Below are 16524 nucleotides of genomic sequence, written 5' to 3'. Positions count from 1 at the left end.
CGCACCCGGCGCGCCCGCCCATGATACGGCGCCACGTGCCAACCCTTGCTTGCCAGAGACCCAAGCCCTGCCCGCCTATCGAAGCCGGGTGGCCGGGCCTACGCTTGTCTTCTCGGCGGCCGCCACGGTCGCCCTTCGCGTCACGGCCCCGCCGTTGCGACCCCGCTCCAGTGCTGTGCGCCCTGCCGGTGTTGTCGCCCAGGCAGAAGTCCGACCGGCGCCCTCTGGAGACAGTCATGAACCAAGCGCTCATTCCCTTCGATACCGATCCGCTGGAAACCCGCGAGTGGCGTGAATCACTGGAAGCGGTGATGCAGGCCGGTGGCCGGCCGCGCGCGCACTACCTGATCGACCAGCTCAGCGAGCTGGATGCACAGCAGCATGGCGACCTGCATACCCGTGCCTGGACCGCCTACGTCAACACCATCCCGCCCGAGCGCCAGCCGGCCTACCCGGGTGATCTGGCCATCGAGCGCCGCCTGAACGCGATGATCCGCTGGAACGCGATGGTGATGGTGCTGCGTGCCGGCAAGCATTCCAACGTCGGTGGCCACATCGCCACCTACCAGTCGGCGGCAGTACTGTACGACGTGGGCTTCGATCATTTCTTCCGTGGCCGTACCGACACCTTCGACGGCGACATGATCTACATCCAGGGCCACTCCGCGCCGGGCATCTATGGCCGCGCGTACGTGGAAGGCCGCATCGATCCGGCGCGCATGGACAACTTCCGCCGTGAAGCCGGGCGCGAAGGCCTGTCCTCGTATCCACACCCGCGATTGATGCCGGAGTTCTGGCAGTTCCCCACCGTGTCGATGGGGCTGGGCCCGCTGACCGCCGCCTACCAGGCGCGCTACATGCGTTACCTGGAATACCGCGGCCTGAAAGAACACCAGGGCCGCAAAGTATGGGCCTTCCTCGGCGACGGCGAGATGGACCAGCCCGAATCGCTGGCGGCGATCTCGCTGGCCGGTCGCGAGCGGCTGGACAACATCGTGTTCGTGATCAACTGCAACCTGCAGCGCCTGGACGGTCCGGTGCGCGGCAACGCCAAGGTCATCCAGGAACTGGAAGGCACCTTCCGCGCGGCCGGCTGGAACGTGATCAAGCTGATCTGGGGCAGCGGCTGGGACGACCTGCTGGCCCGCGACCACAGCGGCCTGCTGCGCCAGCGCATGATGGAATGCGTGGACGGCGACTACCAGACCTTCAAGTCGCAGAACGGTGCCTACGTGCGCGAGCACTTCTTCGGCCGTTACCCCGAACTGCTGGAGCTGGTCGCGCACATGAGCGACGACGACATCTGGGCGCTGGCGCGTGGTGGCCATGATCCGCAGAAGGTGTACGCCGCCTACCAGCAGGCAGTGAACACCAGCGGCCGGCCCACCGTGATCCTGGCCAAGACGGTCAAGGGTTTCGGCATGGGTGAAGCCGGTGAAGGCCAGAACATCAACCACCAGCTGAAGAAAATGAGCGCCGACGCGGTGCGCGCCTTCCGCGACCGCTTCAACCTGCCGGTCAGCGACGACCAGCTGGAGGACATGCCGTACCTGCGTCCGGAACCGGGCAGCGCCGAAGCCATCTACTTCGCCGAGCGCCGCCGCATCCAGGGCGGGCAACTGCCCGCGCGCCTGGCCAAGGTCGATCCGCTGCCGCTGCCGCCGCTGTCGATCTTCAACACCCAGCTGCAGGGCAGCGGCGATCGCGGACAGTCCACCACCATGGGCTTCGTGCGCATTCTCACCAGCCTGCTGAAGGACCCGGAACTGGGCAAGCTGGTCATTCCGATCGTGCCCGATGAATCGCGCACCTTCGGCATGGAAGGCCTGTTCCGCCAGATCGGCATCCACTCCTACCTGGGCCAGCTGTATACCCCGCAGGATGCCGGCCAGCTGAGCTACTACAAGGAAGCCAAGGACGGCCAGATCCTGCAGGAAGGCATCAACGAATCCGGTGCGATCTGCTCATGGATTGCCGCCGGCACCGCCTACAGCAACCACGGCCTGGCGACGATCCCGTTCTACATCTTCTACTCGATGTTCGGCCTGCAGCGCGTCGGTGACCTGGCCTGGGCCGCCGCCGATGCGCGCACCCGTGGCTTCCTGCTGGGTGCCACCTCCGGCCGCACCACGCTGATGGGCGAAGGCCTGCAGCATGACGACGGCCACAGCCACGTGCTGTCGTCGGTCATCCCGAGCTGCGTATCCTACGACCCGACCTACAACTACGAGCTGGCGGTGATCATCCACGACGGCCTGCGCCGCATGTACGTCGAGCAGGAAGACATCTACTACTACATCACCGTACTCAACGAGAACTATCCGCAGCCGGCGCTGCCCGAGGGCGCCGAGGCCGGCATCCTGAAGGGCCTGTACCTGCTGCACCCGGCGGACGCCGACAGCGACTCGCAGCCACGCGTGCAGCTGATGGGCAGCGGTTCGATCCTGCGCGAAGTGGAAGCCGCGGCAGAACTGCTGCAGCAGGACTTCGGCATCGCCAGCGATGTGTGGAGCGCGACCAGCCTGACCGAACTGCGCCGCGATGGCCTGGCCGCCGAGCGCTGGAACCTGCTGCATCCGGCCGAGGAGCCCCGCGTGCCCTACCTGCAGCAGTGCCTGCAGGGCCATGAAGGCCCGGTGGTGGTGGCCACCGACTACATGAAGATCGTCGGCGACCAGATCCGTCCCTTCATCAACGACCGCCGCTTCACCGCGCTCGGTACCGATGGCTTCGGCCGCTCCGACACGCGTGAGTCGCTGCGCACGTTCTTCGAAGTGGATCGCCACTTCATCGTGCTGGCCGCCCTGAAGTCGCTGGCCGACGAAGGCCGCATCGAGCGCGCGCGGATGCAGGACGCCATCGACAAGTACGGCATCGACACCGGCAAGCGCGACCCGGCCGCGGTGTAAGGCTGCTGCATTCACCACGCCCGTTCTACGGGCGTGGTGCCGGCGGCAACGCTAGGGCATCCGCTTGAACAGATTGGTCTGCAGGATCGGCGTACCGTCGTGGCCGTAGAACGCCTTGGTCTCGGTCATCGTCGAGCGGTCGGCCGCCACGGTATAGATACGGGTGGAGGCCGGCGTGCCGTGGTCCACCAGCTGCATCACCAGCGTGTTCGGCGCTGGCAGTTTCAGGTTGGCCTTGTCTGCGCCATAGGTGCCGGACAAGGGCCCCGGCGTGCCATCCAGCGCCAGCGTGCCGTCGGACTTCATGGTCTTGCCGTCGTGCAGGACGATGTCCACGTGTGAACTCCAACGCCCCGCACCGGCGTCCTTGAACTCCAGCACCACGTGCTTCGGGCGCTGCGCTTCGGGTAGCGCGGACGTGGCGATATCCAGCGACCAGCGCCCCAACAGCGGCGAAGGAGATGCCTCCATTGCCAGCGCCGGAACGGCAGGAAGTGAAAGCGCAGACAACAACACAGCGGACAACAGCTTCATACGTTGCTCCATTCGGCGAAGAAGGCTCTGCGTGAGGCGTTGTGGGGCGCAGCACGGTCAATGCTGCTCGCCCACGGCGTGTGCTGCAAGCCACTCGCTGAATGGCCGACCTCGCACCATGTCAGACCGCTGTCACACAGGGGTAGTAGAACGATCCCGGATCTCCGGCCTCCTCCCCCAAAAACAGCGTTGAACGCGCAGCCATCGCTGCGGCGGCTCTATGCCGCCGGCCACTTCGCCCGCACTCTGGTCTGGTCGTTCGTGGACCTGGCACTCGGCTACTACCTGCACGCGCGGCTGGGGCTGTCGGCTGCCCACACCGGCCAACTGCTGGCGATCTCCCTGGCCTACAGCAGCGTGCTCGACTTGCTGCTGGCCGCCGTGTTCACCCGCCTGCACGACCAGCGTCGCCTCGCCTTGCGCCTGCAGTTGATCGGCGGGCTCGGCACCGCCGCCAGCGCCTGCCTGCTGTTCAGCCCCAGCACCGCGACCGAGCCCGCCTTCCTGCCGCTGCTGGCCGCCTCGCTCTTGTTCCGTACCTGCTACGCGGTTTACGACGTGGCCCAGAATGCATTGACTTCGCTGTTGCCCCGCGACGAGAACGAGGCCATGCGCTACGTTTCCGCTCGCGCGGTAGTGGTACCGATCTCCAAGCTGTGCATCGCTGCAGCACTGTTCGGCGTGGTCGGTGCACCTGAATCTGCAGGCAGTGGCAGCGCGCTGCTGATCTGCATGATCATCGGCATCCTGATCGCGGCCGCCGCGCTTCCCCTGGCCTGCATCGCCACGCCCGCACAGCCCGCCACAACCAGCAGGCCCGTTGCCGGCGCCCTGCCGCTGCCGGCACTGCTGCCGGTTCTGCTGGCCGCAGCGGTAGAGACGGCGCTGGTGGGCCTGGCCGGGCGTCTGTTTCCCTTTGCCGACCAGGGCGCAGCGCTGACCTTCGCCATGGTCGCGGGCATGGTGGTCGCGCCTTGGCTCCATCTGCGCCTGCGCCCCCCGCTGTGCAGCGAGACAGGCCTGATCGCGCTGATGTCGGTGCTGGTCATCGCTGCCGTCTGCGTTTACCAGGCCAAGCCCTCCCTGCCTGTCGCGATTGCGTGTGCCGCTGTCCATGGGGCGGCGGTAGCCAGTGTCGGCCTGGTGCTGTGGCGGCGCACCGCGCTGATCGCCCGTCGCCATGCCGCCCGCAGCGGGCGCGAGGATGACCTTAGCTGTTTTGCGCTGCTCACTGGAACCATGAAACTGTCCATTGCCGCCTCCTCATTGCTGCTGGGCCAGCTGCTGCCCGGCATACAGGCCGGTGATCCGGGCACCTCTGCCGTACTGGTCTCGCTGGTTGCCGTCGGCAGTCTGCTGTCGCTGGCCGCATTGGCCTGGCCGGTCGCGCTTCCGCATACCGAGGGCCTGCACCCATGAACCTGGCCCCGACATCGCGGCTGCGCCGCAAGCCGCTGATCGCGCTGGATGCCGACCACAAGCGCATCATCTGGCTGTTGCGCACGATGGGCGCGGTTCCCCGTATCACCATCGCCCACCAGCTGGGCATGCACAACGGCGCGTTGACCCGCCTGGCGCGCGAACTGCTGATGCTGGAGGTGATCGAGGAACAGGGACAACTGTCCGATGGCCAACGGGGGCGTCCATCGGTGCCACTGGCACTGTCCGGGCGGGGTGGCTATGCCGCCGGTGCCACGGTGCACCCCGGTTGGCTGGAGATCGCGCTGGTGGATTTTGCCGGCCAGGTCATCGCCCGCGATGCAACCGCATTCGACAGCGCAGATCCCTACGACTTCGTGCACGCGGTGGACCAGCGCCTGCGCAGCCTCACCAGCCGCACCGGGCTCATGCGCGCGCGCTTTCTGGGCCTCGGCGTGGCGGTTCCCGGGCCCGTGGTCGAAACCGGTCCGGCACGCCGGCACGCGGTGGACTGGCTGCATGGCTGGCGCGATATCGACAACGACCAGTTCTTCGAAGACTACTTCGGCTTCCCGGTCTGGGTGGAGAACGATGCAACCCTGGCGGCGCTGGCGGAATACTACGACAGCGGACTGATCCGCGACTGCGCGTCGGCGCTGTTGCTGTATGTCGGCCACGGCGTGGGCGGTGGCGTGATCCATCGACGTGATGTGATGCGCGGTGAGTTCGGCAATGCCGGGGATATCGGTCGCCTGTTCCGCATGGACGCACCGCGTCCCTCGGGCATCGACCTGCTGGCCACGTTGCGCGACGCCGGCGCCGGCATTCCTTCACTGTTCGAACTTGAGTCCTGCCTGGAAACCCATGCCGGCATCATCAATGCCTGGGCAGAACGTGCAGGCAACCAGCTGGGCGTCGCGGCCAATACCGGTGTGGCATGGCTCGATCCTGGCGCCCTGATCCTGTCCGGCTCACTGCCGAGGCAGGTGCTGGAAGTGTTGGGGCAACACCTGCAGCAACCGGCACGCTGGAGCAGTGCGCTGGACAGTCTGCGCCTGCCGCAGGTGCATGTGTCACGGCTGGGAGGATCCGCGGTATCGGTGGGCGCGGCGCTGCTGCCTATCCATCAGCTGGGTGCCGATGCCGCCGCTTAATTGTTTATTTCCGCCGAAGTAAACAATTCCGTCATCGCCCGGACCTACCGTGCAGCGGTCCCCCTTTCCTGCATGGCCGCCCTCCGATGAACATCAGCCCTCTGGTCCTGGGCATCTCCCTGGCCCTGATCACCCTGCACGGCAGTGCGTCTGCGCAGGACGCCCCTGTCCAGAACAAGGACAGTGCCGACGCTGCAACGTTGGATGCGGTGGTGGTCACCGGTGCGGCACGCACCCAGCGTCGCTTCGATGCGTCCTTCGCGGTCAATTCACTCAGCCGCGAAGACGTGCAGAAACTCGCACCGAAAAGCTACGCCGACCTGCTCGGCTCGGTTCCCGGCATCCATGTCGAGGCCACCGGCGGCGAGGTGCAGAACATCACCCGGCTGCGCGGCATTCCCACCGATCGTGGCTTCATTGCCTTCCAGCAGGATGGCCTGCCGCTCTACCAGGAGCTGGATGGTCACTTCTTCAATTCCGGCGACGGCATGAACCGGTTCGATGTGATGAACCAGCGGGTAGAGATCGTACGTGGTGGCCCGGCGCCGATCTATGCCAGCAGCGGCGGCGCCATCGTCAACAACATCCTGGCCGAGGGCTCGGAAGAGACCCACGGCAAGGCGCAGCTGACCATCGGCGATACCGGGCTGTACCGCGGCGAGATGTACCAGTCGGGCGCGCTCGGCAAGGACACGTTCTACGCCGTCGGTGGCTTCCTGCGCCAGCACGATGGCTACCGCGACAACGGCTTCCCGAACGACAAGGGCGGCCAGATCCGCGGCAACATCAAGCACTACTTCGACGACACCAGCTGGTTCAAGGTCAGCGGAACCTTCGTTGACGACCACAATACGTTCTACCTGCCGATCCCGGTCGCCGACCCGCGCAATCCCAGCGTCCCGCTGGATCCCTACATCGACTACTTCGACGGCACCCTGAACTCGCCCTCGCTGCGCAGTGTCAACCTGAAGTACCTCGATGGCGGCGGTGTCCTGCAGGGCATGAACCGCGATCTGGCCGATGGCCGCCACATGCGCTTCGGCAACATCGGCTTCCAATACGAGAACACCGCCACCGACTGGACCCTGTCGCTGAAATCCGGCTACACCAAGGGCCGCAATACCTTCGACGCGCTGTACTCGACCACCAATCCGGTCGACGCACGCAGCTTCGCCAACGGCTATCTGGGCGCGGCCCGTACCGCCTTCGGTGCCGGTGTCGCGCGGATGGGCTACGCGCTGGCCGGCAGCAACGGCGCCACTGCCTACGATCCCTACGCCGACTCCGGCCTGGTGATCTCGGCCCAGTACCGTGCCGCTGATTCGGACTTCTACTCCGGTCAGGCCGATTTCAGTGCGACGCGGCTGTTTGAAACGGCCTGGGGCAGCCACGATCTGAACATCGGCGCGTACACCGCCTTCTTCGGCACCACGTCCTTCAGCCTGTACCAGGACATGCTGATGGAGATGCGCGGCAAGCCACGCCTGCTTGATCTGGTGGCCTACGGTAACGATGGCGCCCCACTGGGCTATGTCACCGACAAGGGCACGCTGCGTTACACCACCACCCTCAATCGCGGCAAGGTCGATGCCCGCATGTTCGCGGTGTATGCCAATGACACCTGGGCACTGACGGACCGCTTGAAGCTTGATGCCGGCATCCGCCATGAGCGCTACCGCTACGAGGGCTATGCCGAGCAGACCGCCCAGGTCGACCTCGGCGACCGCAACACACTGGCTGACAACACCACGCGCCGGTTCACCGGCGTCGTCCAGAACCATCGCCTGAACCCGACCGCCACCAACTGGACGGTCGGTGCCAACTACGATTTCACTGCCACCGTAGGCGCCTATGCCCGCGTGTCGCACATGGAGATCGTTCCCAATTCGTCGGTGGCGCGCTCGATCGACCCGACCATCGTGCAGACCCAGCTGGACCAGTACGAGCTGGGCTTGAAGGCCGGGTTCGGCCGGTCCTATCTCTACCTGACCGCGTTCTACACCAAGTTCGATCCACTCAATGCGTCCTTCGTCGCCTTCAATCCGACGACCGGCCGCAATGACCAGTCGGTGCCCTTCATCGGCACCGCCGTCTCCAAGGGCATCGAGCTGGATGGCCTGTTCCGACCGCTGGACTGGTTCAGCATCGCCGGTTCGATCACGGTCAGCGATCCGCAGTACGACAGCCTGCAGAACGATTCCGGTGCCGATCCGGCGGCGGTCAATGGCAAGCAGATCGTTCGCGAACCCAAGCTCTACGGCAACCTGCGACCGACTTTCAGTTTCCAGTACGGCCAGGACCAGTTCGAGACCTGGCTGCGCTATGACGTGGTCGGCAAGTCCTATGTCGATCTGTTCAACCAGACCGCGTTGCCTGCCTACCAGACCCTGGGTCTGGGCGTTTCATGGAAGCGCGGCAACTGGGGCGCACAGCTGGTGGGCGACAACCTGACCAATGAAAAGGGGCTCACCGAGGGCAACACCCGCACCGACGCGCTGGCCGGACAGGGTTCGGCCGAGGCAATCTATGGGCGGCCGCTGTTCGGCCGCAACGTCCGCCTGATGGTCAGCAGGAGCTGGTGATGCACCGACGATTGAGCTTGTCCCTCGCCCTGCTGGCCACGGCTGTGCTGCCGCTTGCGGCGGCAGCCGACGACCGCGACAGCACGGTACTGGCCGGGCGCTTGTTTCCAACCCTGGTGCAGCTGAAGCACGACGCACTGCCCGCCCCTGCACGCGCCCTCATGGTCGAACGCACCCAGCGCATGACTGGCTGCCGGACGGCGGCCTGCACACTCGAGGCGGCACACTGGACGCCGGCGCAGGCAGGCCTGCTGACCACCGCGGTTCCGGCGCGCGCTGCAGCCATAGAAAGGGAGCTTGCGGGCCTCAACAACATCCTCTCCGTCTACGGCCACGGCCAGCCGCCCCGCTACGACGCCATCGACGGCCCGGTCGGCGCGGCAGGCAGCACGCGACTGGCCGGCGATGTTGCCATTGCCATGCAGATGAGCGAAGTGGACGCCGGCGCGGCCTACACCGCATTCGATCGCAGCATCGCCGTGGCGGTGGGCCTGCTTGATGCCAATGACCGCCTCGATGCGATCCGCTTCGAGCCCATCAACGCGGGAATGAACGCCGCGCCATTCGCGCGCGCGCGGCAGTTCGATTGGAATGCGCATCCATACACATCGATCATCGTGCTGGGCCAGGGCCCAGACGAACTGACCACCCCGCTCAGCGCCGGCAGTAAGCTGCGCCTGAAGGCGGCTGCGCAGCGCTACGACGCAGGTGATGCGCCCTTCATCATCGTTTCCGGCGGCGCCGTGCATCCGCGCGGCACCCGCAGCGTCGAAGCGGTGCAGATGCGCGAAGCGCTGATCGCGCGCTTCGGCATTCCCGCAGAGGCGATCATCATCGAGCCGTATGCCCGCCACACCACCACCAACCTGCGCAACGCAGCGCGATTGCTGGCGGCCCTGCCGGCACCGCCACGACAACCGGCACTGGTGGTCAGCAGCCCATCGCATATCGATTCGGTCGCCAGCAGCGGCTTCAGCGAGCGCAACCGCCGTGAGCTGGGCTACGTTCCCGGCAAGGTCGGTTCACGCATTTCACCGTACGCGATCACCTTCGTGCCAGCGCCCGAATCACTTCGCATCGACCCGATGGATCCACTGGATCCCTGAACCTCGCCACTGCCGCCTCAATAGCCAACCTTCAGCGTGAACATCACGTTTCGCGGCGCGCCGTACCAGCCCTGATTGTAGAAGCCGATCTGCGAGTAGTAGTGGCGGTCAAACAGGTTGTTGATGTTGACCGCCGCCGACACATTGGAACTGAACTGGTAGCGCGCCATCAGGTTGACCAGCGCGTAGGCGGGCTGCTCCACCGGCACCCGGCGATTCCCGGGCGCGGTGGCGGTCTGGTACATGCGGTTCTGCCAGTCCACGCCACCGCCGATCGTCAGCCGGTCCCAGGCACCCGGCAGCCGCCAGGTGGTGAACAGCTTGAACAGGCTGCGCGGCTTGGCGGTGTTGATCGCCCGTCCCTGTGCATCCTGCGCGATGAAGGTGGTGAAGCTGGTACCCAGGCTCCAGCCCGGTAGCGGCTCGCCGGCCAGCTCCAGTTCCAGGCCATCCACGGTTGCGCCCTTCACCGCACGGTAGGCCGCCTGCGTGCTGCCTTCGACCAGACCACCAGTGGCCTCGGCCAGGTTGTCCTGCTGGGTGCGGAACAGCGCCGCCGAAGCATTCAAACGCTCCTGCAGCCAGCTGCCCTTGAGGCCCAGCTCATAGCTGCGGCCACTGACCGGATCGAGGATCTGCCCGGATTCGTTGCGGTTGTTCTGCGGCTTGAAGATGCCGGTGTAGCTGGCGTACACGCTGCTGTAGCCGTTGAGGTCCCAGACCACACCGGCATACGGTACGAACTCGTTGCGGTAGCGGTACTTCCGCTTGGTGCCAAAGTAGACCTGGTCGGTCTCCCAGTTGCTCATGCGGCCACCGACGATCACGTGCAGCGGATCGGCCAGCGACAGCCGCGCCACCGCGTAGGCACCGCTCTGATGGTTGTCCAGGTCATCGGCCTGGGTCTTGCTGCTGGCCCACGTCGGCTCCGGCGTGCCCGGCCCGTGCCAGTCCAGATAGCTTGCCAGCGGCGGCAGCGGCGCCAGCGCGCGATACTGGCCGAGCGCGATCTCGTCACGCGAACGCGACCAGCCGATGGACGCCGTGTGCTGGCGGCCGAACAGCTGGAACGGACCGGTCAGGCTGGCGCTGATCGCTTCGCGGCGCACCGGACCGTCGTAGCGGGTAAAGCTGTTGCCATTGGGCATGGCACCAGTGACCGGGTCGGGATAGCCACCGCGATAGAGATGCTTCATCTCCATGTCGGTATGCGATCGGCTGTAGGAGACGCGCGCCTGCCAGTCGTTGCTGAAACGATGGTTGAAATCGAAGAAGCCGTTGCGGGTATCGGTGCTCATCCGTGCCCACGGCGCGGTGGCTGATACCGAGCGGTCGAAGCGGGTACGCGTGCCATCGGCGTTGAACAGCGCGAAGCCGCTGCCGAAGCCGCGGTTGTCGTTGCTCTGGTAGGAGATGCCGGCGATCAAGCCGGTGTCCTCGCCCAAGTCCACGCTGACCACGCCGTAGAGCGTCTTCGCCGTACTGTCCAGGCCAGCGGTGTAGCTGTCGCCCTCTGCGTGCGCCGCCACCAGGCGACCACGCACGCGTCCTTCCCGGCTCAACGGGCTGGACACATCCGCCCACGCGCGCCGTGCGTCCCAGCTGCCGAGGCTGATGCCACCACTGGCAGCGAACTCGCGCAGCGGGCGCTTGCGCACATAGTTCACCGCCGCCGAGGGATTGCCGGCGCCAGTCATCAGGCCGTTGGCGCCGCGCACGATCTCGATGCGGTCATACACCACCATGTCCAGGTTGTTCTCGCCGAAATTCCACGGCGACAGCACCGGCATCACCACGCCATCGAACTGGTAGTTGTCGATGTCGAAGCCGCGTGCGGAGAACGAGTAGCGGTTGGCGTCGCTGCGCGTGACCGAGATGCCAGGTGCGGTCGCCAAGGCATCGGCGGTGCTGAGCAGGCCACGGTCCTCGATCTGCTGGCGGGTGACCACGCTGACGGATTGCGGGGTCTGCCGCGAGGTCAGCGACAGTCCGGTCGCCGTGCCCATCGAGTCGGTGGTGTAGGAACGCGACGTTTCGGTGCTGCCATCGAGGTCGGCCGTGACCTGCACGGTTGGAAGCTGGGAAGGCGTTACGGACGGAGTGCGTTCGGCGGCGTGGGCAGCGTTGAACAGCGCCAGGGTCGTGCCGATGGCGCTAGCCAGGGCACACGGGCGGAAACAGGCAGGCATGGGAGATCCAGCGGGAAGGAAAGGCTGGATGAGAATTATTGTCATTTGAGCGTGAGCGCACGTATGCGCGGACGCAGCAGGCGTATGCGCACTGCCGACGGTGGTCCGGACTCAGCGGAGCTCGCTGGGCGCGATGCCGTAGCGCGCGCGGAATGCGGTCGCGAAATTGGTGGCGTGCCGGTAGCCGACGAAATGTGCGGCCTGCTGCACGCTGCAGCCCTGCCGCAGCTGCTCGCAGGCCAACTGCAGGCGCCGCTCGCGCAGCCAGGCGAACACCGAACACCGGTGCACCTGCTGGAACTTCAGCCGCAGGCTGCTCGGGCTCATGCAGGCCAGGCGCGCCAGATCCTCCAGGCTGTGGTCAGCCGCAGGTGATGCCTGCAGGCAGTCGATCACCCGTTGCAGCATGCGGCGATCACGTGCTGAAACACGCTGGTCCGGCGATGCCTCCTGGGCAGGCGCACCCAACGCCATCGCCAGCATCTGCAGGCCCACACCCTCGCACAGCAGCGCATGCATTGCGCCCTGCCAGGTCCCCGACAGCAACTGTTCGGCGGCATGTTCAAGATGCGCGGGTACCTGCCAGCTGTGCAGCCGCCGGCGACCATGGCGATGCGCCTGCAACAGCAGTTCGCTGATCACCGGATCATCCATCTCGGCCGGTGCATCCAGCGAGACATTCAGACTGCGCATCCGTTGACCGGCCGGATGAATCGCAGTCATCGGCGTGGCATCGGCCAACACCATCGCGCCGGCGCCGCGGTTCATGCCGATCACAGCCTGCCCTTCCAGGCGTGCTCCGGCACGACCTTCCAGCATCACGATCGCAGCGAACGGCGGGGGTGCCTCCGAAGTCGCCTCGAACGGCTGATGCGCGACCACGTCCGACAGCGCCAGGCTGATGCCAGGGCGCAAGCAGCGCTGTTCCACCCTGCCCTCGACCACGCACAGCGCGCCCGAATCGGCGGCGGACGCGAGTGCTGGCAGCCGATAGCGGAAACCACTGCTGCGGCCCAGGCGGTCCAGGTCGGCGAGGGTGAGGCTGTGCATGGTGCGCCGGTGAAGAATCACCCGCCATTCTCATATGAGAACCGTTCTCATATCCAGCCCTGGTGGCAAGGCCCAATCCGCCCTTGTCGATACAAAGAGTTACGTTATAACATTTCACATTAACTTCACGGATCGTGTCATGCGCCGCCATCTCCTTGCTGCAGCCATTCTGTTCGCCGTCCACACCGCCCAGGCCGCGGACGAACCCACCCTCCCCACCCTCCAGGTCCAGGCCTCCCAGCCCTCGCGCATCGACAGCCGGGTCACCGTCGACAATCCGCAGGCGCAGAACCGCACCCTCGGCGGCCTGCTCGAACACGTCTCCGGTGTGCAGAGCAGCGCCTTCGGGCCAAACGCGGGCGCTCCGGTCATCCGCAGCCTCAGCGGCAACCGCGTGCAGATCCTGCAGGACGGCCAGTCGATTCTGGGCATGAACGCGATCAGCGGTGACATCAACATCCCGTTCGATCCGCTGTTCGTGCGCAGCGTCACCGTCAACAAGTCCTCCGACACCGTGCGCTATGGGGGCAATGCGATCGGCGGCAGCGTGGAGATCGACTCGGGCCTGATCTCGCGCAGCATGGAAGACAGGGATCAGTCGATGGAACTGGTCCTGCGCAAGGGCTTCAACGCGGCCGACGCGCAGGGCTTCCGCATGAACTTCAACAACCAGCGCAACATCTCCACCAATCTGCAGGTGTCGCGGCAACGCATCTCGCACTACGACATCCCCGGCAACAGCAAGGCCAGCGTCTGCAACACCGGGTTGTTCCCGGCCGGCGGGGGCGTCAATTCGGCACTGGCCGACGCCTGCCAGAAAGAGGCGCGCGTCCAGCAGATCTACAACAAGGCCTCGCAGCCGTACATCGACCAGTTCATGACCGAGAACCCGGACTGGGCCGATGGTGATTTCTCCTTCTACACCAACAATCCGACGTCGGTCTGGCAGCGCCGCACCTACATCAATCCGGTCAACCCGGCCTACGTGCCCGGCACGCCGTCGTATGTGCAGAAGCAGATCAACAACGATGTGACGCCCGACTACCATCACCGGCTGGGCAACAGCTATGTGCGCAACAGTCAGGTGGCCTTCGGCTCGACCCTGTTCTTCGACCGTGGCTACGTGGGTGTCAGCATTGATGCCAAGGACAGCGAGTACGGCGTTCCAGGCTTCTCGATGCAGAACCTGTCGTTCGGTTCCAACTATGCCGATGGCCTGCCGGTGGGCGTGGTGATCAAGCAACAGCGCTACGCGCTGGAAGCCCTGCTGCGTGATCCACTACCGTGGTTCGAGCGCGCGGAACTCCGCGTTTCCAAGCTGGACAACACCTCAGGCGAGCGGCTGGGCGCCACCAAGGCCAACGACTACGATTTCGAGAGCACCCAGGCCGAGCTGCTGCTCAGCCATCAACGCATCGGCCGGCTCAGTGGCCTGCTCGGTTTCAGCCATCAGTCGCGTGATGTCACCGGCAGTGGTTCTCAGCGCTACCTGCCGGACGTGGACACCCGCAGCAATGCGGTGTTTCTGAAGGAAACGCTCGACTTCGGCTGGGCCAGTTTCGACGCTGGCGTGCGCCACGAGCGCGTTGACCATGACCTGCAACCAAGCCGCTTCAAGACCGCGCGCAATGCCGCCAACACCAAACTGCAGGACCGCGACTACCGGCTCAACAGCTACAGCCTGGGATCGTATGTCGAGCTCGGTCCGTTGTTCGCGGCCAAGGTGCGCTACTCGTCCTCGCAGCGCGCACCGGAGATCAACGAGCTGTATGCGAGCAATGCTCACTATTCGGTGATGACCCAGGAAGAAGGCAACCAGAACCTCGAACCGGAGCGCGCGAAAAACCTGGAACTGACCGGCCTGTTCCACCTCGGTGGTTTCGAGCTGTCCGCCACCGCGTACCGGATGAAGTACGAGAATTATCTCTACCTCGGCTACTCCGGCCTGCAGACCGCCAACCGCCTGCCACTGAAGTACTGGAAGCAGACCGACACCACGGTGAAGGGCTTCGAGATCGATGCTTCGCAGGCATTGGACCTGGGCCGCTTCGGCACGTTGAATGTGTCCGCCTTCGCCGACCTGGTGAAGAACAAGGCCGACCGCCCCGATTCGCTGCGTGCCCACAATGACGGCGAGTACCTGCCGAACATGCCGACCAACCGCTACGGTGCCAACCTGCAATGGCAGCGCGAGGGCTGGAAGGCGCAGCTGTCCAGCACCTACTACGACACGCAGAAGTACCTCGGCCGCAACGTCAGCGAGGAGGTGCCGCTGGATGCGTTCAACATGGTCGACCTGCAGGTCAGCCGCGAACTGCCGGTACGCAACAGCTACATCGCCGGCGTGGAGGTGTTCGTCAACGGCAGCAACCTGCTCAATGAAGAAGCACGGCCGCACAACTCGCCGTTGAAGTACATCGCACCGTTGCCCGGGCGTGGCTTCCAGGTGGGTGTGACGGTGAAGCTCTGACAACCGGATGCATCGGTACACGCCTGCAGGCAGACGCCCTGCAGGCGTCGTCCATCGCACCCCCTGCGTGGTTGCACCACGCTCCCCGGTTGATTCACCATCGGCAGAGAAGGAGAGCGTGATGAACTGGAAGCATGCGGTTTCACTGGCACTGTTGTTGTCCGTTTCATCAGGCGCAAGTGCTGCGTCTGCGATCACCTACGACAAGGATGGCCGCTACGGCTATTCGATGAACCAATCTTCCCTCACCACTGCGATGCAGCAGTCGCTGCACTACTGCGCAGCGCGATCGCGCAATTGCGGTCAGTCCGCCAGCACCAGCAGCGAAGGCTATTCGGCCATAGCGACCGGCACGATTGCGTTGGGCTTTGCACTGGGTGAGAAGACCGCGGACGCCGCGCAGCGGAAGGCCGAAAGAATGTGCAGGGAACGTGCCAACGACTGCACGCTTGCCTTGCTGTGGCGGGAAACCCCAACTCGCTATCTTGAACCGCCACAGCTGCCCGGTGCGCCCGCTCCGGCACCAGCGGCGACGCCCGCGCCCATGCCAACGCCTGCCATCCGCACCGATCAGCCAGGATAGCCAGCTCCACGCCGGCTGTACTTTCGAGTGTCGGATAAAGAAAAACGCCTGCAGATCGAGGATCTGCAGGCGCTTCTTTGTATCTGGCGGAGTGAGAGGGATTCGAACCCTCGATAGAGCTTTTGACCCTATACTCCCTTAGCAGGGGAGCCCCTTCGGCCACTCGGGCATCACTCCGGGGTTTTCTCCGCGTCTGGTGCGTTGCACCTCAGCGGGGCGTGAATCATAACGTTAATCGAGTGCGAAGGTAAAGCGTTATTCGGCAGAATTTTCGCTACCGGTGCCACCGGCTTCGTCACCGCGCTGGATGCGCTGATAGATCTCTTCGCGATGCACAGCGACGTCCTTCGGCGCGGTGATGCCGATACGCACCTGGTTACCCTTGACGCCAAGCACGGTGACGCTCACCGAGTCTCCGATCATCAGGGTTTCGCCGACGCGGCGAGTCAGGATCAACATTTTTGTAAGTCTCCATGGAACCGTGTGGAAGGGTATCCCCCACCGGCTTGACGCTCCGTCAAGAAGCGC

General features: G+C 65.1%; 11 protein-coding genes and 1 tRNA gene. 7 read left to right on the top strand and 5 right to left on the bottom strand.

Translation table 11 applies throughout. The features are described 5' to 3' along the window. Positions 1–236 precede the first annotated feature (236 nt). On the top strand, positions 237–2909 hold the full coding sequence (gene aceE / locus MG068_RS07610) for a pyruvate dehydrogenase (acetyl-transferring), homodimeric type (protein WP_132809793.1): 2673 nt from the start codon (positions 237–239) through the stop codon (positions 2907–2909). 51 nt (positions 2910–2960) lie between these two features. Here aceE and MG068_RS07605 read toward each other — a convergent pair whose 3' ends face one another. After that, positions 2961–3443 (bottom strand): hypothetical protein, encoded by a 483-nt coding sequence (locus MG068_RS07605; protein WP_049422682.1) that lies wholly within the window; start codon positions 3441–3443, stop codon positions 2961–2963. Between the two features lie 60 nt (positions 3444–3503). On the opposite strand from MG068_RS07605, the gene MG068_RS07600 reads away from it, so the two are divergent. The 4 genes from MG068_RS07600 (at position 3504) to MG068_RS07585 (ending at position 9704) form a co-directional block, all read left to right on the top strand. After that, positions 3504–4862 carry an MFS transporter gene (locus MG068_RS07600; protein ID WP_240792121.1) on the top strand — a complete coding sequence of 453 codons (1359 nt, stop codon included), beginning with the start codon at positions 3504–3506 and terminating at the stop codon, positions 4860–4862. Continuing rightward, on the top strand, positions 4859–6016 hold the full coding sequence (locus tag MG068_RS07595; RefSeq protein WP_132809792.1) for an ROK family protein: 1158 nt from the start codon (positions 4859–4861) through the stop codon (positions 6014–6016). Before MG068_RS07600 ends, MG068_RS07595 begins: the two co-directional genes overlap by 4 nt. Before the next feature lie 86 nt (positions 6017–6102). Next, positions 6103–8598 carry a TonB-dependent receptor gene (locus MG068_RS07590; RefSeq protein WP_132809791.1) on the top strand — a complete coding sequence of 832 codons (2496 nt, stop codon included), beginning with the start codon at positions 6103–6105 and terminating at the stop codon, positions 8596–8598. Beyond that, positions 8598–9704 carry a YdcF family protein gene (locus MG068_RS07585; RefSeq protein WP_132809790.1) on the top strand — a complete coding sequence of 369 codons (1107 nt, stop codon included), beginning with the start codon at positions 8598–8600 and terminating at the stop codon, positions 9702–9704. Before MG068_RS07590 ends, MG068_RS07585 begins: the two co-directional genes overlap by 1 nt. Before the next feature lie 17 nt (positions 9705–9721). Here MG068_RS07585 and fauA read toward each other — a convergent pair whose 3' ends face one another. Both fauA and MG068_RS07575 read right to left on the bottom strand, forming a co-directional pair. Next, positions 9722–11893, bottom strand: coding sequence for a TonB-dependent alcaligin siderophore receptor FauA (gene fauA / locus MG068_RS07580; protein WP_132809789.1), 2172 nt, complete (start codon positions 11891–11893; stop codon positions 9722–9724). 111 nt (positions 11894–12004) lie between these two features. Further along, positions 12005–12943, bottom strand: a complete 939-nt coding sequence (locus MG068_RS07575; protein ID WP_049422688.1) for a helix-turn-helix transcriptional regulator — start codon at positions 12941–12943, stop codon at positions 12005–12007. A 139-nt stretch (positions 12944–13082) separates the two neighbouring features. Between MG068_RS07575 and MG068_RS07570 the strand changes: the two genes are divergently transcribed. Together MG068_RS07570 and MG068_RS07565 are read left to right on the top strand one after the other, a co-directional pair. After that, entirely contained in the window at positions 13083–15413 is a 2331-nt protein-coding gene (locus MG068_RS07570) for a TonB-dependent receptor (RefSeq protein WP_132809788.1), read from the top strand. A gap of 121 nt (positions 15414–15534) precedes the next feature. Beyond that, positions 15535–15996: a DUF4189 domain-containing protein gene (locus tag MG068_RS07565; protein ID WP_132809787.1), complete on the top strand. Its 462-nt coding sequence runs from the start codon at positions 15535–15537 to the stop codon at positions 15994–15996. An 84-nt stretch (positions 15997–16080) separates the two neighbouring features. Here MG068_RS07565 and MG068_RS07560 read toward each other — a convergent pair. Together MG068_RS07560 and csrA are read right to left on the bottom strand one after the other, a co-directional pair. Continuing rightward, positions 16081–16173, bottom strand: a tRNA-Ser gene (locus tag MG068_RS07560). Positions 16174–16251: 78 nt separating this feature from the next. Next, the gene (gene csrA / locus MG068_RS07555) at positions 16252–16455 is read right to left on the bottom strand and encodes a carbon storage regulator CsrA (RefSeq protein WP_004152909.1); all 204 of its coding nucleotides are present in this window, start codon (positions 16453–16455) and stop codon (positions 16252–16254) included. Between the last annotated feature and the right edge of the window lie 69 nt (positions 16456–16524).

Source organism: Stenotrophomonas sp. ASS1 (assembly GCF_004346925.1).
GTDB classification, from domain to species: domain Bacteria; phylum Pseudomonadota; class Gammaproteobacteria; order Xanthomonadales; family Xanthomonadaceae; genus Stenotrophomonas; species Stenotrophomonas maltophilia_A.
Note: the sequence above shows the minus strand (reverse complement) of the source record. Positions and strands in the feature narration are given on the sequence as shown.